Source organism: Virgibacillus necropolis (assembly GCF_002224365.1).
GTDB lineage: Bacteria > Bacillota > Bacilli > Bacillales > Amphibacillaceae > Virgibacillus_F > Virgibacillus_F necropolis.
Genome location: NZ_CP022437.1, coordinates 3,775,015 through 3,799,432 on the forward strand (window position 1 = coordinate 3,775,015; position 24,418 = coordinate 3,799,432).

The 24,418-nt window shown below is 35.7% G+C and carries 23 protein-coding genes and 1 pseudogene; 3 read left to right on the forward strand and 21 right to left on the reverse strand.

Features of this window, described 5'->3' with window-relative positions; all coding sequences use genetic code 11:
• The first annotated feature begins 223 nt into the window (after positions 1 to 223).
• On the forward strand, positions 224 to 1,090 hold the full coding sequence (locus CFK40_RS17865; protein WP_089533746.1) for an alpha/beta hydrolase: 867 nt from the start codon (positions 224 to 226) through the stop codon (positions 1,088 to 1,090).
• 246 nt (positions 1,091 to 1,336) lie between these two features.
• Here CFK40_RS17865 and CFK40_RS17870 read toward each other — a convergent pair whose 3' ends face one another.
• The 4 genes from CFK40_RS17870 to CFK40_RS17885 all read right to left on the reverse strand — a co-directional run bounded on the left by CFK40_RS17870 (position 1,337) and on the right by CFK40_RS17885 (position 7,014).
• Positions 1,337 to 2,176, reverse strand: coding sequence for a sugar phosphate isomerase/epimerase family protein (locus CFK40_RS17870; RefSeq protein WP_089533747.1), 840 nt, complete (start codon positions 2,174 to 2,176; stop codon positions 1,337 to 1,339).
• Positions 2,177 to 2,690: 514 nt separating this feature from the next.
• Entirely contained in the window at positions 2,691 to 4,106 is a 1,416-nt protein-coding gene (locus CFK40_RS17875) for an MDR family MFS transporter (protein ID WP_089533748.1), read from the reverse strand.
• A gap of 437 nt (positions 4,107 to 4,543) precedes the next feature.
• Complete coding sequence (locus tag CFK40_RS17880) at positions 4,544 to 5,107, reverse strand: DUF6241 domain-containing protein (protein WP_089533749.1); 564 nt, start codon at positions 5,105 to 5,107, stop codon at positions 4,544 to 4,546.
• Between the two features lie 710 nt (positions 5,108 to 5,817).
• Positions 5,818 to 7,014 carry a cytochrome P450 family protein gene (locus tag CFK40_RS17885; RefSeq protein WP_089533750.1) on the reverse strand — a complete coding sequence of 399 codons (1,197 nt, stop codon included), beginning with the start codon at positions 7,012 to 7,014 and terminating at the stop codon, positions 5,818 to 5,820.
• Between the two features lie 224 nt (positions 7,015 to 7,238).
• Between CFK40_RS17885 and CFK40_RS17890 the strand changes: the two genes are divergently transcribed.
• Positions 7,239 to 8,015 (forward strand): class I SAM-dependent methyltransferase, encoded by a 777-nt coding sequence (locus CFK40_RS17890; protein WP_089533751.1) that lies wholly within the window; start codon positions 7,239 to 7,241, stop codon positions 8,013 to 8,015.
• 103 nt (positions 8,016 to 8,118) lie between these two features.
• On the opposite strand, the gene CFK40_RS17895 is transcribed toward CFK40_RS17890, so the two are convergent.
• The 12 genes and pseudogenes from CFK40_RS17895 to gmk form a co-directional block, all read right to left on the reverse strand.
• The gene (locus CFK40_RS17895) at positions 8,119 to 8,877 is read right to left on the reverse strand and encodes a hypothetical protein (RefSeq protein ID WP_089533752.1); all 759 of its coding nucleotides are present in this window, start codon (positions 8,875 to 8,877) and stop codon (positions 8,119 to 8,121) included.
• A 269-nt stretch (positions 8,878 to 9,146) separates the two neighbouring features.
• On the reverse strand, positions 9,147 to 9,647 hold the full coding sequence (locus CFK40_RS17900; protein WP_319418061.1) for a GNAT family N-acetyltransferase: 501 nt from the start codon (positions 9,645 to 9,647) through the stop codon (positions 9,147 to 9,149).
• Between the two features lie 259 nt (positions 9,648 to 9,906).
• Positions 9,907 to 11,376, reverse strand: a complete 1,470-nt coding sequence (putP, locus tag CFK40_RS17905; RefSeq protein WP_089533754.1) for a sodium/proline symporter PutP — start codon at positions 11,374 to 11,376, stop codon at positions 9,907 to 9,909.
• Between the two features lie 389 nt (positions 11,377 to 11,765).
• Positions 11,766 to 12,197, reverse strand: a complete 432-nt coding sequence (locus CFK40_RS17910) for a DUF4064 domain-containing protein (protein ID WP_089533755.1) — start codon at positions 12,195 to 12,197, stop codon at positions 11,766 to 11,768.
• 244 nt (positions 12,198 to 12,441) lie between these two features.
• The gene (locus tag CFK40_RS21160; RefSeq protein WP_168927241.1) at positions 12,442 to 12,588 is read right to left on the reverse strand and encodes a hypothetical protein; all 147 of its coding nucleotides are present in this window, start codon (positions 12,586 to 12,588) and stop codon (positions 12,442 to 12,444) included.
• Positions 12,589 to 12,940: 352 nt separating this feature from the next.
• Positions 12,941 to 13,408 carry a hypothetical protein gene (locus CFK40_RS17915; protein WP_089533756.1) on the reverse strand — a complete coding sequence of 156 codons (468 nt, stop codon included), beginning with the start codon at positions 13,406 to 13,408 and terminating at the stop codon, positions 12,941 to 12,943.
• Positions 13,409 to 13,947: pseudogene (locus CFK40_RS21835) on the reverse strand (DUF1697 domain-containing protein).
• 52 nt (positions 13,948 to 13,999) lie between these two features.
• Positions 14,000 to 14,482, reverse strand: coding sequence for a GNAT family N-acetyltransferase (locus CFK40_RS17925; protein WP_089533757.1), 483 nt, complete (start codon positions 14,480 to 14,482; stop codon positions 14,000 to 14,002).
• Between the two features lie 603 nt (positions 14,483 to 15,085).
• Positions 15,086 to 16,525 (reverse strand): carbon starvation CstA family protein, encoded by a 1,440-nt coding sequence (locus tag CFK40_RS17930; RefSeq protein WP_089533758.1) that lies wholly within the window; start codon positions 16,523 to 16,525, stop codon positions 15,086 to 15,088.
• Positions 16,526 to 16,664: 139 nt separating this feature from the next.
• On the reverse strand, positions 16,665 to 17,411 hold the full coding sequence (locus CFK40_RS17935; protein ID WP_089533759.1) for a LytR/AlgR family response regulator transcription factor: 747 nt from the start codon (positions 17,409 to 17,411) through the stop codon (positions 16,665 to 16,667).
• Positions 17,392 to 19,170, reverse strand: coding sequence for a sensor histidine kinase (locus CFK40_RS17940; RefSeq protein WP_089533760.1), 1,779 nt, complete (start codon positions 19,168 to 19,170; stop codon positions 17,392 to 17,394). Before CFK40_RS17940 ends, CFK40_RS17935 begins: the two co-directional genes overlap by 20 nt.
• A 65-nt stretch (positions 19,171 to 19,235) precedes the next feature.
• Positions 19,236 to 20,132 (reverse strand): guanylate kinase, encoded by an 897-nt coding sequence (gene gmk / locus CFK40_RS17945; protein WP_089533761.1) that lies wholly within the window; start codon positions 20,130 to 20,132, stop codon positions 19,236 to 19,238.
• A gap of 187 nt (positions 20,133 to 20,319) precedes the next feature.
• On the opposite strand from gmk, the gene CFK40_RS17950 reads away from it, so the two are divergent.
• Positions 20,320 to 21,552 (forward strand): MFS transporter, encoded by a 1,233-nt coding sequence (locus CFK40_RS17950; protein WP_089533762.1) that lies wholly within the window; start codon positions 20,320 to 20,322, stop codon positions 21,550 to 21,552.
• On the opposite strand, the gene CFK40_RS17955 is transcribed toward CFK40_RS17950, so the two are convergent.
• The 5 genes from CFK40_RS17955 to CFK40_RS21410 all read right to left on the reverse strand — a co-directional run bounded on the left by CFK40_RS17955 (position 21,490) and on the right by CFK40_RS21410 (position 24,336).
• On the reverse strand, positions 21,490 to 22,299 hold the full coding sequence (locus CFK40_RS17955; RefSeq protein ID WP_089533763.1) for an AraC family transcriptional regulator: 810 nt from the start codon (positions 22,297 to 22,299) through the stop codon (positions 21,490 to 21,492). The genes CFK40_RS17950 and CFK40_RS17955 overlap by 63 nt on opposite strands.
• A 65-nt stretch (positions 22,300 to 22,364) precedes the next feature.
• A complete protein-coding gene (locus CFK40_RS17960) occupies positions 22,365 to 22,847 on the reverse strand; it encodes a GNAT family N-acetyltransferase (protein ID WP_227001821.1) in 483 nt (160 codons plus the stop codon).
• A 25-nt stretch (positions 22,848 to 22,872) separates the two neighbouring features.
• Positions 22,873 to 23,109, reverse strand: coding sequence for a hypothetical protein (locus CFK40_RS17965; RefSeq protein ID WP_089533764.1), 237 nt, complete (start codon positions 23,107 to 23,109; stop codon positions 22,873 to 22,875).
• Between the two features lie 673 nt (positions 23,110 to 23,782).
• A complete protein-coding gene (locus CFK40_RS17970; protein WP_089533765.1) occupies positions 23,783 to 24,187 on the reverse strand; it encodes a VOC family protein in 405 nt (134 codons plus the stop codon).
• Positions 24,188 to 24,207: 20 nt separating this feature from the next.
• Entirely contained in the window at positions 24,208 to 24,336 is a 129-nt protein-coding gene (locus tag CFK40_RS21410; protein ID WP_227001822.1) for a VOC family protein, read from the reverse strand.
• Positions 24,337 to 24,418: the final 82 nt, after the last annotated feature.

Here is a 24,418-nt window from a genome sequence, read left to right on the forward strand (position 1 = left end):
ATTATAGCCTTAAAGTAATTGTTTGATTTGAACAAATTTATTATTTGTTTTTAGATATGTTGAACAACAATTAACTTTTATGTAAAGTGCCAAAAGGACTAGTCAATAGTTATTATTTCGTATGGACCAAATTTAATACAAAAATCTTATGTACTAGACTAGTTATTTATAAATAGTTATACTGTTTTTGTTTGATAAAATTAAAAAAGTGAGTGATTTGGTAATGGAAACAACATTTATATATAAGACCACTAATAATTGTGAAATTAAGGGTGATTTTTATCCTATTAATGAGGAAAACTCTCCCCTTATTGTTTATATTCACGGTGGTGGTTTAGTTTGGGGAAGTAGAAATGACATCAATCAAGAGCAAATCTCGTTATATAATCAAGCGGGATTTAGTGTTTGTTCAATCGATTATCGGCTGGCACCAGAAACAAAATTACCAGAAATTACGGAAGACATTCAAGATGCCCTCATTTGGTTAAAAGAAAAAGGGAGAGAAAAATTCGACATTGATCCTGAAAGAATAGCGATAATCGGCAGTTCAGCCGGGGCTTATCTCGCTCTAATGTCTGGTACTTTCCGAATTAAACCGAAAGCAATTGTTTCTTTCTATGGATACGGAGATATTTTAGGGGACTGGTACACAAAACCTTCACCACATTTCGCTAAAATGACCAAGGTACCTGAAGCGTTAGCTCGCCAATTGATTCAAAATAAACCAATATCAGAAGCACCAATCGAAAGGCGTTACGCTATTTATTTATATTGCCGCCAACAAGGTAAATGGATTAATTATGTATCAGCATTAAACCCTGCGACAAATACCCAAAAATTACATCCCTATTGTCCGGTTCAAAACATTGATTCAAATTATCCAGCAACATTGCTTTTACATGGAGATGCGGACAAGGACGTACCCTATGAAGAATCTGTAAAAATGGGGCAAGCCCTCGAAAAATTTAACGTCAAGCAACAATTGATTACCATTCCAAATGGTGAGCATACATTCGATCAGGATATGCAAAACCCAGTGGTTATCCAAGCATTTGATCAGGTAATCACCTTTTTAAAAACTAATTTATAGAAAAAATTCAGGCGCCTGGTCAGGAATGACACATAGAAAAAGGTTATTGATCAATTCGCGTACTTGATCAATAACCTTTTTTCACTACTGACACAAAACAAAATTAATAATTGAAGAAAAACACAAATTTTAGGAATAAAAAAAACCTTTTTTATTCACTATGTAACAATAGACCTGAATATAAAGTAAACGCTTTCACTAGAATAAATATCGCCTAAAATTACTGACCCCTACATAAGTTATAATTTAACTTTTGCCTTCACTGACTGGGGTAGACAGGTTTAGAACAGCTGTTAAATCTCGGGAATACCTTTCAATATGGCTATCATGGCTATGAAGAAACGGATAGTGAGGTGTCGCAATCAAGTATCCCTCATATGGTATATCTTTTAGAGCTTTCATCATAGCAGGCCAATTGGTATCCCCTTCAAGAATAGAGACAAATTCACCCATATGCTCCCGGTAATCTTTCACATGCATTGCTACGATACGATCTCCTAATAATTTAATGAAATGTTCCGGATAACCCGTAGCAAGCGCATTCCCGTTATCAAAATAAGCCTGTACAGAAGAGTGATTAATTTCATTTAAAAAGCCTGTGTACTCACGGGGACTGGGTAGAAATTTGTTACATACATTCTCAATCCCGATTGTTACACCAGCCTCAGATGCTACGTCTCCCAAGCGAGACAATGATTCCACTGCCAATTCGTATGCAGCATCATAAGAAATATCCACAGCCGCTACACCGGGAACAACTTGAATGACATCAACGCCCATTGCTTCAGCTAACTCAATCATCCGAAACCCTATATCTTCACCATTTTTGCGTAATCTTGCATCTCCCGAAGAGAGTGGATAAAAATTAAACAATCCAGTTGATAAACTTGCTATTTCTAAATCATGGCTTTCCACAAGTCTTGCTAATCTTTTTGCTTCCACTATAGATGTTTCATGTGTAAGTTCCCCACCCTGCTCGCGAAAATTTAGTTCAACACCCTCAAAACCTGCTTCTTTTGTCGCCTTAAGAAACTTTACCGTATCCCAATTAGGAATGAAATTTGCATCACTTAGCCCTTTTTTCATAAAAGCACCTCCACTTAATTTTTATTCAAGTTTGAATTCATGATGCATGCTTTCTTGTTGTTACTACAAAAGACATGTTTGACTTCGGTGAACTTTCTGTCAATAACATTTTTAATTGTTATATAACAATATAACATTTTAAATAATAAGTAAATAGATAATTGATGATTGATTAAATGGAACTTACAGAAACATAGGAAATCTAAAGGTTGCAGAAGAACTTTATAATTTTATTAATAATGAAGCATTTCCTAGCGCCGAATCTGTACTAGAGCAGTTCTGGGAGGATTTTGAAAAAATTATTAAAGGTCTGACACTAGAAAACAAAGAAATAATAGCGCAACAAAAAAAACTTCAACTTAAAATTTGTGTTAGCCAGTTCCAGCTTTTTTTAGATAATAAAAAAGCACCGCAATTTGCGATGCAATTAAGTATATATATTTTTACTATTATTTTTAAGTGTATATTAGAAACGGAACCCGTTATTAGTTTTTAAGCCCGCTTTTTAATCACATTATTTAATATCCGCCATGCCAGGTCGAGAGTTTTTAATGAAAAAGGATAACACAAGACCAATAATAGCAAAAATTCCAGCAACGATAAATGATACATTCACACCATGAACAAGTCCGTCGATGCCTTGATCAGGTAGCTTATTATTTGTCATAACTGTTACTAGCAAGGCAGTTCCAACTGCCCCTGCTACTTGTCGCATTGTATTGTTCATTGCTGTACCGTGTGGAATTAAATCGTTTGACAGTTGGTTCAATCCTGCTGTTGTTACAGGCATCATAACCATTGCAACCCCAAGCATCCTTACAGCATTAACAACTGACAAATACATAAATGTTGTCTCCGCAGAGAGGTTAGTAAACATAAATGTTGTTACTGTTACAATCGCTAATCCAATAATTGCTAGCCATCTAGCACCAAATTTATCAAATAATCTTCCCGTAACAGGATTCATAATTCCCATTAACAGTGCACCAGGCAATAGCATTAATCCTGATTCCAGTGCAGAAAAACCTAGCATATTTTGCATGAGTAACGGTAAAATAACTGATGCTCCAATCATAGCAATAAATACCACCATACCGAGAATTGTCGTTAATGTGAATATTTTATTTTTAAACACCTTAAATTCAAGTATTGGTTCTTCTAGTTTCAACTGTCTAAATATAAACCAAGCTAAGGTTACTGCACCAATAATCATTGAGATGATTACTTGTCCACTAGCCCAACCACTACCACCAGCGGTACTAAAACCATATAACAATCCGCCAAACCCTAAGGAAGATAAGATAATGGATAAGATATCAAGCTTTGGAAACGTTTGTTTTGTAACGTTCCTAAGAATGAAGTAAGCAATGACAATATCAATGATAATGATTGGTAAGATTACATAAAATAAGCTTCTCCACGGAAAGTGTTCCACCAAATAACCAGATAAAGTTGGACCTATCGCTGGAGCAAAAGAAATAACTAATCCAAACATCCCCATCGCCGTTCCCCGTTTTTCAATAGGAAAAATAAGGAACAGTATTGTTTGCATTAGTGGCATGATAATACCTGCACCAGCAGCTTGGAGGATTCTCCCTATCATTAAGATAGTAAAATTCGGTGCTACTGAACAGATTGCTGTTCCAACGGCAAAAACACCCATTGCTGTTAGAAATAATCCTCTTGTCGTAAAGCGTCCAATCAAAAATGCAGTAATAGGAATCATAATACCGTTAACGAGCATAAAAATAGACTGCAACCACTGCGCTACGTTTGCATCCAAATTCAAATCACTCATAATGTGAGGCAAAGCAGTAGCCAAAAGTGTTTGATTTAAAATAGCAACAAAAGCCCCCGAGATCAATACAATCATAATCGGCCATTTATTGAATCCGGGTTCTTCTGGTCCCGGTGAATGTCTTTCAACCATATCCGTTCTTCCTTCTTTCTTACTATAAAATTTATTACTTACTATCATTAGAATTCAATTACTTTTAAGATAAAAGTTAACTATATACTCCTAAATTTTTATAACGATACAAGAAGACATTTTACCATAACAACTAAAGGACTAAAAGGAAATGGATTGATTAGTAGTGAATAAGTTATCATCCCTAGTAAAGTTATGAGCATCACAACTAAAATAGTTAACTTTTAAGATTATCCTTGTAGGGGGGGAAACAACTATTTAGGATTTTTTTTTAAACTAAATTAAAATTAAACTCTCTACCGTATATCTAGCAAATATTCCTTTCCAAAAAATTAAACTGCGCTTATATTAGTTGCAGTATGGATATAGTAAAAAACCACTTTCATTAATGAATAGTGGTTTTTTATACTTTACCGCTTTTTTATTATCCTTATAAATTAGTCGGTATTATTATTTATGTAAGCTTGCTCTTCCTCTGCGCTTAAAATCCCTGTTGCCCTACCAACTGTACCTCCTTGCAATTCCCAAATTGCATTATGATCACCATCTACACTTGAAAAGTTCTCTTCTTTCCATTTTTCCAATATATTACGATAAGCTGTTTCATGTTCCAATTCCACTTCGTCTAACCCCTCTAGCAACCACTTAATACGATTTGAATGAATTTCATAAAATCCCCACTTTTTACTAGCTTCGACTTTTTGATGAGACATTCCGTGGATATATTCCTGATAAATGTAGTCGTTTAATTCATTCAGCTTTTGTTCCTCGCCAAATGGATTCAAATCCCTTTCCTTAAACGTTGCCAGATCCTCTTCTGTGATCGTTCCTTCAATCTCTTTTCTATTTTCTTGAAGTACCTCTTCTGTCACTTCTTTTTCTTTCGCCACTGAAGTATTATCCGCAGTTTCACTATAATTTGATAACCAACTATAGGTCCCCCATGCTACTAGGCCTAATACGACTAACGCACACGAAAAGATAATAATAGCTTTTTTCACTTAGAGTCCTCCCTAACTTATATTCTCCCCTTCTACCATAGATGTTGCTTTCATCTCTAGCCAAGTGAAGGAATTTTTAACTAGTAGTGAAATTTTGTGCTTTATATTATATTTCTAGCATAAGGCTAAAATCCCTTTAAATTGTTAAGTAAAATCTGACTTTTGATGGCAAGACGTTACATATAAATAGAAGCAACGCAATAAATAACATAATTAGTGTCCCAATGATCGCGGCAAATTAAATGAGTACAAGTTGGGCAACTACCCCAAACATAATAGTAAATATAGCAATATATTATTTTGATAAAACGTGTAGAATCCCGTGTTTGCAAATACTAAAGAAAAGGAAGAACAAAAATCCGATAGCAGATCCTAGAAAGTCAGCGAAAATACATAAATGATGTAACCTATCGAAAGAAAAAAACCGCCTCCAAGACCTTAGTCTTGAGGACGAGTTGCTGCGTGCCGTGGTGCTACCCCAGTTTAATAATATGTCGCCATATTATCCTTATCAAGTAAAGCATGAAACTATACGTATAACCTAGCCCTATAACAGGAGCTCCTGTCTCACCATTCATGGATCCAATGTGCCGCTAAGAGACTTGCTTTCAATCATTGAGCGTAAAGGTACTTTATGGAAAGGTGGATAAATTTTTTAAAGGTTAATAAACCCAAATACCCGAACAAGGTCCCATCTTGTCCAAGTCTTCTTATAAGGATAATGGTAGTTCTTTTACCCCGCGAACAATCATCCCTGTTCTCCACTCAAGGTCCTTCTTACTAGCGTTCAATTTAGCGTTAGGATAACGGTCAAAAAAACTGCTGATGGCAATCTCGCCTTCTAAGCGTGCAAGAGGTGCACCTAGACAGGCGTGTATACCTTTTCCAAATGCTAAATGTTTACTTTTTTGTCTGGTAATATCGAAAATTTCGGGATCATCAAACTGATTTGGATCATGATTTGCTGAGTTCAAAACCACAATTACTAAATCACCCTTACGTATCGATTTCCCTTTAAATTCCAAACTTTCTCCCGCCCAGCGTGAAGTACTAAATTCAACTGGGTCATTGTAGCGAAGTGCTTCTTCAATAGCTGTGTTGATTAATTCTGGTTGACTTTTTAGCAACTCAAGCTGGTCTGGATGTTCTAATAAAGCCATTACACTATTACCAATTAGATTTACAGTCGTTTCGTGTCCTGCAATAATTAGGAGTGACACAACTCCATATAACTCTTGTTCTGTTAGTTGATCCCCTTGTTCTTCGGAAATTATTAGCTTGCTAATTAAGTCTTCTCCAGGATTTTCTCGAACAGCTGCAAATCTCTTTCCAAGATACTGAACGAAATCATTCATATGTTGATTGATATCTTGTGCATATTCACCATTCGATCCTTCGATCATCGAATTGGACCAGAGGCGAAATTTATCACGATCCACTGTTGGAATTCCAAGCATTTCACAGATAACGATAATTGGAAGAGGAAAAGCAAACTCATCAATAAGATTCATGTAATCTTTTCCCGCTGCTTCATCAAGAAGTTCATTGGTGATTTCCTGGATGCGTTCTCTCATTCCTGCAATCATTTGTGGGGTGAACGCCTTCGATACAAGTCCACGTAGTCGCTTATGGTCAGGCATATCAGCAAATAGCATGTTTTGGCTAAATACACTGTCATGCCCCATTTCGTCATCATCGCTAAGTTTTGTAAAGTCTTTGATAAATCTCTGATCTTTTAAAGCTTGGAGTGCATCCTCATATCTCGTTATTATCCATGCATATTGACCATCTGGTAGCAGTACATAGGAAACGGGTTCTTCTTCTCTTAGTTTTTCATAAGCAGGATAGGGATTTTCCGTAAATGCTTTTGTGAATAAGGTGTCTTTTAATGATTCATTTGAATTCATTGTGCTTCCCCTTTCGAAAATCAGTTTATCATTCTTGCTTCTTCAATTTGATAACATAGTACCATAACTACCCCCAAAGACACCTGATTATTTCGACCTGTATCTTTGTCTTTTATATGACAGTAAAATGTGTTAGATAGTCTTTGCTTATACTAGTTGATTGAAAACCTGTATTGTTCCTATGGGAAGTTTTGGTATAGGATTTGATTAGAGAAGATGATCTCATGACGATTAACTTTCATGACGATACAAATAAACAAAGCTATACAACACGAAAAGCAGATGATAGTTGGCTAGAATTGATGGAGATGATAATTGATTTCAAAGCTGCTAAGCGTGCATTAGACATTGGATGTGGTGGTGGAATCTACACTAAAGCTCTAGCAGATCTGGGAATTCCCGCAGTAACTGGCGTTGATTTTTCAAAAACAATGATAGATGGAGCAAAGGTGAATTGTCGCGACTACAAACAGATTAATTTCCAGGTTGCAACCGCCTTTGAAACGGGATTGCCTAGTGAGCAGTATGATGTGATTTTAGAACGGGCGTTGATTCATCATTTAAGTGATTTGAAATCTTGTTTTAAGGAAGCTTTTCGTTTGTTAAAGCCTGGAGGTATTTTTGTCATACAAGATCGTACCCCTTTCGATTGTTTACTTGAAGGAACTAGCAACCATATTAGAGGGTATATTCTCTCCATGTTCCCTCAGTTAGTGGATTTAGAGATTAAAAGACGGCACGAAAGTAATACTATTTTGCAAAAATTAAAAGCGGCTAATTTTGTCGATTTAGAGGAAGTAAAGCTATGGAAAACAAGAAAAACTTATTCTTCTAAAAAGGAATTACTGGACGATATTCGCTCAAGGACTGGCCGCTCCATTTTACATGAATTAAATGATCAGGAGTTAGAGGAACTTATTGCGTTTTTAGATGGTAAACTTGTTGAAAAGGAAATTGTAGAAAAAGATCGTTGGACGTTTTGGAAAGCAATAAAAAAATAATATTTTTTACGAATTATGCAGAATACTGATTCTATGCATCACAGGGTAGTCCTCCATCAAAAATTGCATAAAAATAGGAAAGGACAGCTCCTCTCCTACAATGTTACTTGTTTATTTTTTGATCTTCAGCCTGTTTTTGATTCACTAAAAACCTTTTAGGCGTTTGGTCAGAACTGCTGATTAAATTTGCAATATAAGAAGATGTGTTATGGTAACCATTTTCAATCTTTTCTGCAAGGTAGTTTGTTCGCTCAAATAGAATGGAACGGAAATATTCAATTTGTCTCGTGACCTTTTCTGTCAAAGCTTCTTGGTTTTCAAGCCTGCTTAATACTTCATCTTGCGCATTCTCTTGTTTCTTTATTTGATCAGACAATTCTTTTTGAAAATCATACTGTTCATCAACTTTTGATTTAAATGCTTCATTTTCCAGACAATACGCTTCCAGTTGGTCCATAACCTCTTGATTCGATTGGCTCAAATTGTTAACTTGATCCATCATTTCCTGTTCTGACAATCGTTCATCTTCCATTATTACCTGTAACTTCTTATTTTCGTTTTCTAATCTCTTCAGCCGATCTACAACAAAACGTTGGTCTTTTTCTTGTTGAACATTACTTATCTTTAGTTCATTTAAACTATTACTGACTTCCTTCCATTTGTTTGATTGTGCAAATTCCTGTTGTTCATATAAAGATTTCAGTCCATGAATGGAATGATTTAATGACTCATTCACTTTAAGTTGTCCTTTTACAAGCTCTTCGAAGTGATCTCTTTTAAAATAGCTTTGGTTAGGTTCATCAATATTTCCTTCATTTTTAAAAAGATCAACATGCCTACTGTTGTTAATAAATAATCCCATCTGTTATTTTCATCCCCTTTATCACCTATACACTTTTATCCTATGCATTTCTATGATAATCGGGACAAATGACACGGCTTTTTCGAAGTATGGTAAAACTATTGTTTGTTTTGTACAGAAACAAACAATAGTTTTATGGTTGGTATAATGGAAATGGACGAAACAACTACCAAAAGTTGTATCTAGAATACTTATACTTTGTTCCATTTTATTGACGGTATCACCATTTATAATAAACTTTTTCGTTTTAAGTTGAATTACACAATTTTTTAGTGTAAAAATAAAACCATATACTCTTCATCATAATACGAATTACCAATTTTTAATGCTTTTTCTTCCAAACCAAATGACATAAAGCCTAATTTTGTATACAGACCTTTTGCTCTCTCATTTATTTTAACTACCGTTAGGTTTAATTTTTCAATTTCATCTATAGATATTGCGGTCTTGATAACTTCTTTTAACAAAGCTTCACCTATACCCACCCCCTGCTTTTCAGGTGTTACGTACATAGCAAAAATACTTGCACGGTGCCGTAGCTTTTGATGTTTTTCCTGTAACAGTGTGACCATACCTATGAGGGTTTCGTTTTCATAGGCACCAAATGTATAACTACCTTCTGCATCCATATTAGTTGCTACTTGCTCAATCGGGTTTTCTCTTTTGATTGCCTCTTCATAGCTTGTCGCGAATGCTTCCGGGTTTTGTTTTAATGCCTCTAATCTTAATTTCCAATAGCTTTCTGCGTCAGATGATGCCAATAATCTCACTTTCAAATTAATTCCTCCTGAACTTTCATGTGCGAACTGGCGAAATCAGATGAACATATGTAGAGTTATCCAAGGGTTCGATTAGAACGGGACTCATAGACCCACCCACACTAATTTTTATTGATCACAAATTCCATAAAAAAACTGCCTCGATTATATCTGTTTACTATATAAGTTATTCGACACAATCACCTAAATTCCTGCTTATAAAAACGCCACTATCCGCAAGTGCAGACAGTGACGCTTCCTATAATATATGTTACTCCTTCATTTTTTGTTCCATTAGTTCAAATTGTGCTTGTACTTGTTTCTCCGGATCTTTTGTCATTAAGCTTACAACAATTACAGCAATAAGACTAAGGAAGAATCCAGGGATTAATTCATATAAATCAGAATTTGCTAAACTAGGAATAACTAGCCATACAACAATTATCAAACCACCGACTACCATTCCAGCAAGTGCTCCCCACTTCGTCATACGCTTCCAATATAAGCTCAATAGAACTGTTGGCCCAAATGCTGCACCAAATCCAGCCCATGCATTTCCTACAAGCCCTAAGATGGTATCATTTGGAGTATATGCAAGCATAAGCGCAATAATTGCTACTACTAATACCGCCAGTCTACCAACCATAACAAGTTCCTTATCAGATGCATCTCTTCTAAAGAATGTTCGATAGAAATCCTCTGTGACAGCACTTGATGTAACAAGAAGTTGTGAAGAAACAGTACTCATAATTGCTGCAAGGATTGCTGCAAGAATGAATCCTGTGATATAAGGATTGAATAATACTTCTGCAAAAACTATCAACACAGTCTCAGGATCTTGTATTTGACCAGTTCCATTAAAGTAGGAAACACCTACAAGACCAACTAGCATTGCGCCAACGATTGAAATGGCCATCCAGCCAATTCCGATACGACGTGCAGACTTTAAATCTTTCACTGACTTAATTGCCATAAATCGAACAATAATATGTGGTTGTCCAAAATACCCTAGACCCCATGCTAAGAAAGATATGATTGTAACAAAGGATGCACCCTTGAAAAGCTCTAATAATGAAGGGTCGATTTGTCGTAAATCATCAAGTAATGTCTGGGTGCCACCAACTTCTGTTATAGCTACGATTGGAACCATTACTAATGCTACGAACATGATAATTCCCTGCACGAAGTCAGTCATGCTTACTGCTAAGAAACCACCAAAAAGCGTGTAAGCAACGACAACACCAACTGTTAAAAATAGTCCAATTCTATAATCGAGTCCAAATGCACTTTCAAATAATGTACCACCTGCAACCATACCAGCGCACGCGTATAAAATAAAAAAGACAAGTATAACTATACCAGAAACTAGTCGTAACGTATTAGATGAGTCAAAAAAACGATTTTCTAAATAATCTGGAATAGTAATGGAGTCTTTGGCAATTTCTGTATAAGTTCGTAGTCTAGGTGCCAATATTAGATAGTTTACATAAGCACCTACAGTAAGACCAATTGCAAGCCATGCACTTGCAACCCCTGTCATATACATTGCTCCAGGTAAACCCATAACCATCCAACCACTCATGTCAGAAGCCCCTGCTGATAATGCAGTTACTGCTGGTCCTAAATCGCGTCCACCTAACATATAATCATTCAGGTTCTTTGTTCTTCTATAAGACCAATATCCAATTAATAACATGCCGACCATATAAATGCCCAGCGAAATAAACACTCCTACTTCCACATAATCTCTCCTTTTAGTTTTATGGTTTGCTTTTATTAGAAAGGTTACGCCTCTTTTTGATCTTGCGTTGACCAACTGCAAGAAACATAATTAAAAGCAATAAATAACACCAACGGTTATATAAGTTACCATTCAACCAAGGCACATTCAAGTAAAGACAACATCGAAGAAATAGTGTAAATCCGCGCTAACACACTATTATGATAGGAATGATACCGATTGCAAAAAATGTAAAAGAAATAAGATTATGAATAGTCAATTGGGGTATTTTGTCGGATATTTCGGGAAATCAGGAAGGGGTGATGACAAAAATTCCAATTAGGTCAACAAAAAATATCCTTCACAAGGGATATTTTCATCCACTTATGAGGATATTTACTCAGGAATTATTATTCATAAATAATCGTTTTTGGCTTACGAACAAGACACATAATTCCTGCAATCAGGTAGAAAATTCCTGCTATTATTCCTGTTCCAAAGCTGACGATTGCCACAACGATAGAAGTTACAATAAATAGTATACCCGCAGCTTTTGGCTTTTTATTGCCTTTAATGAATATCATTGAAACAATACCTAACACAATGGCAACAATAGATACAATAGTAAGTATTAATCCGCTACTGCCTACCGTATCCATTACATTGTTTATATCGGTCATGGATATGGATGCGGTAGGGTCTTGCGCAGCAGCTTCTTTAAAAAATCCTTCAACTTGATCCCTATTACTTTCTGCCCAAACCATTACCCCTCCGATAGCAGCTAGAAAAGCATAAAACAATGCACCAATTACACCTAAAACAACTTCTCCAATTCGTTTCATATGTATACCTCCTTCCAAGTTCAAAAAAATGTGTCTATTAATCTACGTTTTACTAATCGATTATGTTTCATTTTATTCATAAATTTCCCTATTAATCAAGTGGTTTAAAAGGTTTACCTTATGTATGGATTTAGGAAAACTGTAGTCAATTTCATTTAAATGTGGATGAGGTTGGACAGAACCCATATAAACAATAATTTAGTGCCATCCAACCATAGGAATCAATTAGTATATGCATAACTTATTATATTCTTTTACTAAAAAACATAGCCAATAAGCCTGTTCCCATTCCTATTAATGTACCTACTGCCGCATTTCCAAATAAAATGCCAAGCCCTATACCAAGTAACATACAGCCTACAAACACGATTACACCTCTGTCGAATCTCATGTTCTACACCCCCGCCCCTTATGATAAACAACGCTGCAAATCAGTTAATTTTTATGATAGCTTGTTATATTTTATTCTGGGATAGGCTAATAATTACTTTTATTATAATTTTTTTGTACACTCCCCATTTTTAAATCAAAAAAAGTAGGCCCAAAACTCTAAAATGAGTTGGCGCCTTTTTATGAAAGTTCACGTTGTATGATGCTATCTTTTTCCAGAAACCGACAAGCTTAAAAAACCAGTCCTCATACCGTAGATGCTAATTCTCTTGCTGGGACATAACATATCCATCTTATCGCCTGTAACTTCACTATTTTTGCTTATGTCGTTGAATTACATTTGTAATGTATCCTTAAAAATCTATTTCAAGCGTTTCTTTAATTTTATTTAACATGTCCGGATACTTTTTAGTTGTAATATACCTTTTAATTGCATCACCGGTATTTTGAATAAAAAAGAAGGTACCATCTTCTAGTACATAAAACGAATAGGCGACATATGTGCCAGTTGTAAGCTTTTCTTCATCAGAAATGGAAAAAGAATAGGAGTCCCTTATTCTCAATTTATTAATAAACTTATCATAATCTCCTTTTTTAACATTCATCCCCTCAACCATAGTTAATAGCTTGATAATCCTCTGGTCCTCTTTTATAACTATAGGTTCTCCAGACGATCCTGATACATTGTCTACTACTTTATTAATTAAAAGCGTTTCTGCAAAACTTTTATCTTTGATTTCTAAGACCTTCTCCTCATTTGAACATGCACTTAGCATTACTAGAATTAAAATGACACTTATAATCTTTTGGATAAAATACATCTACTCTCTTGCACCTACCATTGTAGATAATTTCATGACAGTCCTCCAGTTGCGCAATGTTGCAGGTACATCTAATTTTTGAAGATGAGTTGGCAGCTTGGATTTATGTAAGTTCTGACGAAAATGCATGTAGACTTCTTTTCCATTGATTTGATACTCATCTATTTCATCGTCAAATTTTACTAATTGATCTTTTCTTTCTTGTGAAGGTGATTCAGCCAAAAAAGATACATGAATGCTTTCAACTTCTGATAAATTTTCAAATGAATAAGGACATCTATTGATAATTTGTTCCAGTTCAGTTGCTGTTCTTAAGATAACAGGGACTGGAAACCCAAATGTTGATTGGTTTCTTGTTCAAGTTGTTGTGTTAACGGTTCGGCATTTCTTTCAGAATCAAAAATGACGTTACCGCTTTGAATATAAGTTTGGACATTCTCAAGACTCATCGATTCTAGTAATTCTTTCAATACTGCCATCTTAACTTTGTTACGCTTGCCCAAATTAATAGCACGCAATAAAGCAATATAAGTGGTCATTTTTTCACCTCTTCATTAGAGAAAATTCTATCTAATTTAATAATAAATTATTTTACCCCTTATTTAACAATTTGGACATGATTATATCCTTTGCTTCATAATCCAGTTTTTCATATAGATTAATTGCTCGTCTATTATGGGCGAATACATGTAATGATATCTTTTCAATTCCATTTGCGAGTGCATGGTCATCCAATTCTTGTAAAGCTGCTTTTCCATAATCTTGCCCTTGTAATTCATCGAAAATAAAAATATCAAAAATAAAAGCTTCTTTTTGTCGATGACTTGGATCAAACCGATACCAAAGCCAGCCAACCTTTTTCTTATCTTCAATTTTCGTAATGGCATACAGGAATTGATTCTCGCTATCCAAGCCTTCTGGTAATAGTCTTTCAAATTCCTTTTCAGCCTTTTCTGGTGCCTCTTCTTTTGTCCAAGTTCCCGCTTCTACTTTCTCATCTGCATATACTAGAATACTTTTCGATGTATAATGAGCAAAATCATCCTGTGTCATTGGAATTAGTGTAACTGTCATTGTGATTCCTCCTAGCGTTTGGTAGATATAATTCTAGTTTAACCTAATCTAATAATGGTGTTATTCCAAGCATCTATCATTAGTTGATTTCATCCAATCACCTTTATAACTCAAATAGTTTACTTTTTTGCAACTTTTTTTGGAGCTTCTTCTAAATTTATATCCCTAGCAATTGTTCAGGTATAAATATCTGGTTTTACTCTTAACAATTTCGCCTCACACCTTGATTATTCCTGCAAAACAGAAAATTTTTATCTACAAAAGAGAGCCTGTCGAAAGAACACGGAATTGCAGGGGAAAAGTCCTTCATCATACCAATGAAGAACTAAAGAAACACGGAAACGCAGCGGAAAAGTCCTTCATCATGCCGATGAAGAACTAAAGAACACGGGAACGCAGACAAATAGTCCTTCATCATGCCAATGAAGAACTAAAGAACACGGAAATGCAGAGAAAAAGTCCTTCATCATGCGGATGAAGGACTTTAACCTGGTGAATTTGATGTTGTCATTAAAACTATCTGCTATTCGTTAATTGATTTGATATTTTCTCCACGGTAAGTGAATTACTTACCCAAAGGGGAAACTCTTTTCACTGAATCTATTATGCTACTTTGTCCATTCCGTCATCAAGTTCGATTGACTTTTGCATTTGCTTATTTGCTGAACGGTAAAACAGTCCAATAATGACTACTGTTATAACTGCAGCAACAACGTAGGAAATATTAATTGGTAATCCAAACCCAATTTCTGCATATAAAATATATGTTACTGACGCCATTGTAATGAATACCGCTGGAATGAAAGCAATCCAGTAATTTTTCTTTGCTAGGATCAAATACATTGCTCCTACCCATAATGCAATCATCGCTGTTGATTGATTGGCCCATGAGAAATATCTCCACAATAGGGTGAAATCAATTTTTGTTAAAGCAAATGATAGTACGAAAAACGGAACAATTATCCAAATACGATTTAACACTTTCTTTTGTCCAATTTTAAAATAATCTGCAACAATCATTCGTAGACCTCGGAAAGATGTATCACCAGATGTAATTGGTAAAACGATAACACCTAGAATAGCTAGTGTTCCGCCTATTGCACCTAACATTCTTATAGACACTTCACTTACAACTGCTGCTGGTCCGCCAGCTGCCAAGATTTCATTTAATTGGTTGCCACTAAAGAGACTCATTGCAGCCGCTGCCCATATCATGGCAATAATCGCTTCAGCAATCATCATGCCATAGAAAATTTTGCGACCTTGACTTTCATTCTCTGTTGTACGAGAAATGATTGGTGATTGCGTTGCATGAAACCCCGACAACGCCCCACATGAAATGGTTAAAAATAACAATGGGAAAATTGGCAGATTATCTGGATGCATATTGGTGAAATTCATTTCGGGAATTGGCGCTCCCGTTACGATCAGACCAATACCGACACCAGCTGCACTAATTAGTAATAATGCGCCGAATAATGGATAAACTTTACCGATAATTTTATCAACTGGTAAAATTGTTGCCATAATGTAATAAACAAAGATTGCAGCGACAATAACACCTAAACCTAACCAATTTGTTGTTAAATTATGAAGAAGTGTTGCAGGAGCAGTTACAAAAACTGTTCCAACTAACAATAATAATAAAACTGAAAAGGCATTTACAACATGCTTCATACTCTTTCCAAGAAATTTACCTGCTAATTCAGGTAAGTGAGCACCTCGGTTTCTAATCGAAATCATACCTGTCAAATAATCATGAACCGCTCCAGCGAAAATTGCACCTAAAACAATCCACAGAAAAGCTACTGGACCATATAAAGCTCCTAATATTGGACCAAATATAGGACCCACTCCTGCGATATTCAATAATTGAATAAGTGAATTCTTTTTGGTGTTCATCGGCACATAATCGACATCATCAGCCATACTAAAAGCTGGCGTCTTACGGTTTGCATTGGATCCAAACACCTTTTCTACATATTTACCATACGTAAAATAACCTACTATAAGTAGTACGATTGATACTAGAAATGTTATCATTTATAATTCCCCCATATCTTTGAACGCGCTTTCATAATATGGTCTAATTATAAACAGAGTTGTGAGTGAATTGTGAGAAAAATGATCAAGGTGTCAAATATCCTTCTTAACATGTCGAAAATGGTACTTGAAAATCACTTTACAGTTCAAGCTGTTCCCGTAACTCTTTAACATAGTTCCGACTAACAGGGATATTTTCTTCTACATTGTTCAGCTTTAGCTCAAAAGCCCCATTAAACCAGGGTACTAACTGTTCAATTTCTTTTAAATTCACAAGAAAGCTTTTGTGGGTACGATAAAAAGAATAGCCCTTTAGCTTAGATTCTAATTCTTTTAACGTTTTTCTGGATTGATAAGATTGCTGTTTTGTATAGATAATCGTTTCCCGATGTTGATGTGTACAATAAATAATTTTGTTGGGCGCGAGGTATACAATTTTCCCTTCCTCTTCCACAGCAAGCTTTCCAATTGCCCTCTCCTTGCTTTCTTGTATCTGATCCGTGTCACCACTAAGTAATAACTTTTCTAGCCTTTGAACAGTTTCTTCTACTTCATCCGCAGAAAACGGCTTTAATAAATAGTCAACAGCTCCATACCGAAAAGCTTTAACTGCATACTCGGAATAAGCTGTAGCAAAAACGACTTTAGGTGGGTTCTTCATGTTCTCTAAAGCAGCGACCATTTCCATTCCAGACATATCGGACATTTCAATATCGACAAATATAATATCGGGCTTTTGCGTTAATGCCTTTTCCAAACCTTTTTCTCCAGAATCTGCTTCTGCAATAATTATTATGGAAGAATGGCTTGATAATAAATGCTTCAACTCTGCCCGACTGTATAATTCATCATCTACAATAATAGCTCTAAGCTTTTTTTTGGACATCTTTCTCTTCCCCCTTCATTTCTTGCGGTAAATAGAACACTACAGCCGTTCCTTTTCCTTCTATGGATTGGATGATCAGTGACGAATCTTTTCCAAACATCATTTCTAAACGACGGTTCACATTATAAAGACCAATCCCTGTACCTGTTTCAGATGTGATTGGTTTATGGAGAAGTTCATTCAACCGTTTCTTCTCTATACCTTTTCCATTATCTTTTATCGTAACCAATACACCCGCCTCTTGCCGTTGAACAGAAATTGCAACATTGCTTTTCTGTGTTAAACCTTTCATTCCATGCTTTAGGGCATTTTCGACTATTGGCTGCAAGGTCATAGTAGGAATTTTATAATTCATTAACTTCTCATCCTCCACTTCAAAAGAAACCTGGAGTTTTTCAACAAATCGTTCTCTTTCAATCGATAAATAGGCATTAACATGTTCAAATTCCCGCGCGAGTGTTGTCATCGGATTAGTTGAGCTTTCCAAGTTTTTTCTGAAGTAACGTGATAGTGCTATTAACAACTGCCGCGCTTTATCTGGGTCTATTCTTACTAACGAAACGATCGTATTAAGTGCATTGAACAAGAAATGTGGACTGACTTGAGCCTGTAATGCTTTAATTTCCGCTTCTTTCATTAATTGGTAGTATCGCTCTGCATCTGCAATTTCTAATTGTTGGCTCAATAAGGATGAGAGCCCTTTTATGAACTCAATTGTCACAGAAGATATATCTTTTTCATCTTGAAAATAAAATTTTAGTGTTCCGACTGTTTCAGATTTACGTTTTAATGGCGCAATAACCGCTTTATCAAGAGGACAGTCTTGATAATGACAATTGATGGCATATTTATCTGCAATTAATAATTCTCCCTCATTTAACACCTGCTGCGTACCTTCTGTTTGGATTTTTTGATTTGATTTATGATGGCTTGCTGCAACACCTACATGTGCAAGAATTACCTCTCTATCCGTTATTGCAACAGCTGATGCCTGTACTTCTTCTAACAAAATTTTACAAGTTGCTTCAGCTGTTTTTGTAGATAAGCCTTGCCTTAAATGAGCAATCGTCATTTCAGCAAGTCGTAGTGACTTTTGTGCCTGCGTTGCACCCATTTTTTCTTCTTCTTGAAAAACACTACGGATAACTAATACGAATATAGCCGTTCCTATGCCATTAGCAATAATCATCGGTAATCCAATTTCCGCTACTAGTTGGAAAGCTTGGTCAAGGGGTCTCGAAATAAGTAATATTAGACCCATTTGTAATGCCTCTGCCAAACCTCCAACAAGCAATGCAACAAGTGGTGGGACATGCCTCTTGCTTCTTTGCAGCCGTTTATGTATGAGACCAGCCAATAATCCGGCAATAACCCCTGAAATACTACAAGAAAGGGCTGTAAATCCACCTAACGCGTAACGATGAACACCAGCAATAATACCTGCACCAAGTCCAATTTTCCAGCCGCCGATTAGACCCGCGACAACAATTCCAATCACCCGTGAATTAGCAATTGCTTCATCTTCCTCAAGATCCATTGCCCAACTTGATAATCCCAATGAGTCTGTATCTACTACTAATCCTGTGTATGTGCCAAGAATACCAAATAAACCAAACATAATCATAACTGGGAGGCGTTGTTTATCCGTCACATCCTGTTGATGAATAACGGTTCTAAAATATCGTACCCTTGTCATCAGAAAAGCCACTGTAACAATAATTCCAATTCTCTCTAGCATTAATAACAGCAAATCCCACACTTGTTTCTCACCCCCAGATATACATAGAAAGAAGAAGACGGCTAATTGGTCTCCTTCTTTTCCGACTAACTTTTAACTTTTAAGTCTTTCAACAATTCTTCCCAATCATCATAATCTTTTTTTGTTAAGGAATGAATGTCGTCAATGTTATATCCTTTTAAATTATCTCCTGAAATCATATCAACCTCAATGTCTTCTATTCCAGCTGCATAGTAACCTAAACCGCGATGGTGTCCATCAATAATATAAGCTTGTCCATTTTGTTTATAAATGATTGGAAGTGGTAAATCATCATTATTTAATACCGCTTCTTTTATAGCATTAACTTTGTCCAGATTTAGCATTCTTACTCCCACAGTAGGTAATAGTTTGTTTACATTTACTACATGTTTAGAAGGGGCTAACCTTCCAACATATTTTACTATTACCTCTTCACATTGACGAATGGCGTTCTCCAATTGATCATTTACTACTGTTTCATCAAAGAAAGGCTTTTTTGACGCCTCAAAATCAACCCTTTTTAGTCGTCTGATGATATCATCCATATCATCCCCACGATCAATAAGTCGTTGTTTTAACTCTTCAATACTAGGTGGTTCAACATAAACTAATATCGTTGACTTTCCAAATTCCTCCTTCATCGATATAGCACCATTGACATCAATATCCTTAATGACAAGTAAATTTTGTTGAATTGCTTCATAATATTTATCTTTCGGTGTACCATACCAATTCCCGTGAATCCCCTCATATTCTATAAAGTAATTTTTTTCAATGCGTTCTTTGAATTCCTCTTTGGAAACAAAGAAGTATGGAAATCCCTCACTCTCTCCTTCCCGCATATCACGAGTGGTCATAGAAGGTATATATACCAAAGAAGGATAGCTACCCCTTAATGAATTGATAATCGTATTTTTCCCAACACCACTAAAACCTGAAAGCACGATGATTTTCCCGTTCATGTTCTTGTTCTCTCCTTTTTCTCAAAACGTTCAGTTAAGAAAAGTATAGACACCCGAACAACCTGAGTCAATACATGACTGGAGTCTACTTATTTCACACACAGTAAAATTCTTGCGGCATTTTTTAACAATAATTGAAAAGACTCTCTTCTCAATCAAGTTTATAGTTGTTCTAGAGGTGAAAATTATGTACAAATCAATTTGGAATGATAAAAACATACGGTTTTATTTAATTGGTGGCGGGGTTTCGCGTTTGGGAGATGTATTATCAGGTATGGCTTTTCTGTTTCTTGCTTATGACTTAACAGAATCAGCTGTGTACACTACCGGTATGGCTATTGCAGAAACTGCACCATATCTAATTTTCGGTTTAGTTGGTGGAGTAATCGCTGACTGGTTGCCAAGAAAAAAACTACTACTATTTCTTGACTGTTTACGTATTCCATTAGTTTTTTCCGTTGTGGTATTCCATCATTTTGATGTGATAAGCTATGTGTATTTGCTAATAGTAAGTTTTTTGATTCAAAGTATTGGGTGTTTTTTCAATCCTGCTCACAGGGCCGTCTTACCTCAGATAACAAGTATCGCAGAAAGAAACATGGTCAACAGCCTAAATGACACGGTAAGTCGTGGAGTGACCATCCTCAGTCCAGTAATTTCCATCTGGCTTTTGTCATATGGGGTTATTTATTTCTTTTTACTGGATGCCTTAACATATGTAGTTAGTGTCTTCTGTCTTTCTAAAGTGCATTTCACGGAACAAAAGCCGCAGTTTAACAAGTCTATTAAACATGTTTTTCTAGCTATAGCAGAGTTCTTTACATGGTTAAAAGGTCAAGGTACGCTCAACTATTTATTCCTGCTTACGTTCATGGTTGTTTTTTTCAATACGTGGGTTTGGGAGGTGGGACTTTTACTAGCATTAACTGATATGACTAGTAAAAGCAAAGAAATCTACAGTATTTTACAAGGCTTTTTTGGTGTAACAGTCATAGTAACCAACCTTTGTGTTCCATTTTTCGTTAAAAAATTGAATGTAATAATCTATCTAATTGGCGCTGGGGTCTGGGGTATTGGCATACTCTATTATGGAATTCTTTATGAAATTGGACACTTTTTTATTGGTGCAGTCTTAGTAGGAGTTGGCCTCCCCATTTCAAGTCTTGTACGGGTGTACCTTATCCAATCACTTGTTCCAGAGAGTAAGCTTGGTCGAGCGTTTAGCTCAAATGCCGTTTTATTATACCTAGCTAACACTTTATCCCTGGCCATTTTTGGTTTATTAGCACTTGTGATTCCAATCCAAGGGTTAATGGTCGGTAGTGGGTTGTTAATCGTTTTAGCAAGCTTGATTGGGTTACTCTTTTTGATAAGAACTCCGAAAAAGGCTAGGAGTTTTCCCGTAAACCCGCCTGAATAAGTTGTTATATGCGCCAACGTTTTTGAATCCAACTTGTAAGGCTATATCGAGAATTGTTGTAGTTGTATGTGTTAAAAGATAGTGACTTTTTATCAATCGATACATTTGCAGCCAAGAATAGGGCGATAATCCTGTTGTCTTTTTAAATAAATGCGCAAACTGATATTTATTCAAACCAGATAGTACTGCCATTTCGTCAAGGGTCCAGTCTTCCTCATAGCTTTCTCTTAACGCATCTATTACCTTTTGGAGCTCATTTGCTGCCTGAAAAATTGGCAGTTCATTTAAATGGGAGCCTGGCCCATATTGAAGCATCAATATCGCCAACTGTGTAAGAGCGTTCTCGATAAATAACTGCTTCATTTCTACTGAAGCATTGTCATTGAATGTCATAAACTCACGCATAAAAATAACCCATTTTGTAATTTGGGGATGTTTATAGGAAAGCAATACAAATTCTGGATCCTTAATTGGCATGTTTAATTCGCTAGCAACATTCTTTAAAAAATTTTGATTGAGTTCTACTAGAAATTTTTCTTTTGTAATTTGTAGCTGTTTATGTTCCTCATGTGGATTGACAATCAGAAATTCACCTGAATTAATAGATATGTCACTCCGCTTTGTTTGAAATTCTCCCTTCCCGTATGGAGAAAAAATTAATTTATAGCAATCATCACTTCTAAAGCTTCGTTCACCTAAATGGTCATTTCGCATGAGGAGTATACCGTTTTGGTGGTCTAGAATCATAGTAAAAGTTCCTCCCTGCGATTATATTTCTCTCCGATACCTTAGTGAAATATAATCTTTTCCAGCTATATTTCTGTGGCCTTCTTAACCATCGTAATAAATTCCGCGGCATCCGTTTGGAATTTTTTTTGTTCCACAAATCCGAATTTTTGATATAGTCTAATGGCCCTTTTATTGAATGTAGCCACTGTTAAACGCATAGGGGTATTAGGGTGCATTCTTTCAATGTCTTTACTAATAAATGAAAAGAATCTCGTGCCAAAACCCTTACCTGTTAAATTAGGCTTCATTCCAACGCCGATATCGATGTTCTCATTTTCATAAGCATTGATTTTGTTACCAGCGGGAACTTGTGCAGATTTACCAGTACAGTAATAACCAACTATTTCCGCGTCCTGATCAACAACTACAAAATGGGGATTTCCTAGCATTTCATCAATTTCTTCAGTACTTATTTCGTTGTTATATAGGTCATAAGGCTTTTCATATTTCCAATTTAGAATCTCCACAGCACGATCTTCAGTCATATTCGTTTTTTCTAAATGCATAACTTCACCAATCCCCTAACTAGCATCACTTTTCTTTTCCATTTTCGGAAGTAGTATCTTGCTTTTTCTTTTTCCTGAAAAAGTTTGTAACAATCACAATCGCTACACCAGCTAACATAATTGGCAAGGAATAAGAAGTATAATGTTCTGGATAATATTTTTTCCATCCAATATCCTCATTCATACTTAATCCGAAGACAAATACAAGTAATCCTATGTAAAAAATGATATTGCCTGCTTTCGTATACTTTTTAATTATCATGCACCTCTTTATGTTCTAATGTTTAGCTCGTAAAATTGTGACCGGTTAACTGCATCAAATGAGAATTTTGAATTATTAATCCTCATCTATCATATCAAAAAAATAGGGGATTGCGGAATGATTTATGTTGGAATGTAACGACGGGTTTTATTGACAAGTGGTTTTTCATCAGCAACTTTTCTGGTTTCATCAGCAACTTTCTGGGTTTTATCAGTATTTTAGAGTGAACAAAAAATACCGCACTAGTTCATTTTAAACTAGTACGGCACTTTTCTACTTTTAATTTACTGTTCTATTTTTACGTTTATCACGAAATTTTTTAATTAACGGATAAATCATTGGACCATATTTAATCAATCTTCTTATCAATTTTCCCATGGATATCTCCTCCATTACATACAATGGCTTGTATAATATTTCATCTTACTTGTATCTTTCCTTTTCTATGAAATATTAAACATGTTACATCCATTCTGTTCGAAACATAGAAAAAACAAATGCATCATGGGATAAAGTTAAATTTTTAAAATCCACCATTTTTTCAGTGGCCTCGCGCAGGATGCTTTTTTTTGAAACCTATTTTCTCTAACAAGTTATTGGAATATACATTATTTTGAAAGATTACTGCACCATACGGAGGTTTTCACTTACACGTAATTTCTAGATGTCAATATTAAATTCCACTCGTATTCATAAGGACAATCCTCCACCCATCTGGGTCCTCAACGGTAATCCCCTTCTCTTTCCAATAATGATTTTCAGGTTCTACCTGTTCATGACCCATGTTTTTTAATCTGGTATATATCTGATCTATTTCATTTTTGTTAGGTATGTACAAAACCAACAAATTATCTTCTGAAGGTACGGGACACGGGCTGCCGTCAACATGTTTCGTGAATTCCAAGTGGTAGGAAGCACCAGGCAGACCATAAATAACGCCAGTATATCCACGGTGACCTGTGAACTCTGTCAGACGGGTTAACCCAAGACCTTGCTCATAAAACTCAATTATTTGTTCAAATCTATCCGTAGGTCTAGCTATTCTAATTTGTGCTGTTTCAAAGTCACTAAATTCCATATTGCATTTCCTTTCTTAATTTATTGGTGTGAGACACTCGTTTCGTTAAGTTCGATACGATTACCATCTGGGTCTAAAAAGACTGCAATATTGCCCCAATCAAAAGCTAACTGTTCATCAAGAATCGTATCACCTTGTGTCCTTTTCATCCATTAGATATCCACACTGAAGCGTAAACGTCACAAGAACCTCTTTTGCATTTCTTACCTCTAGCTTTAAAACTTATTTCTA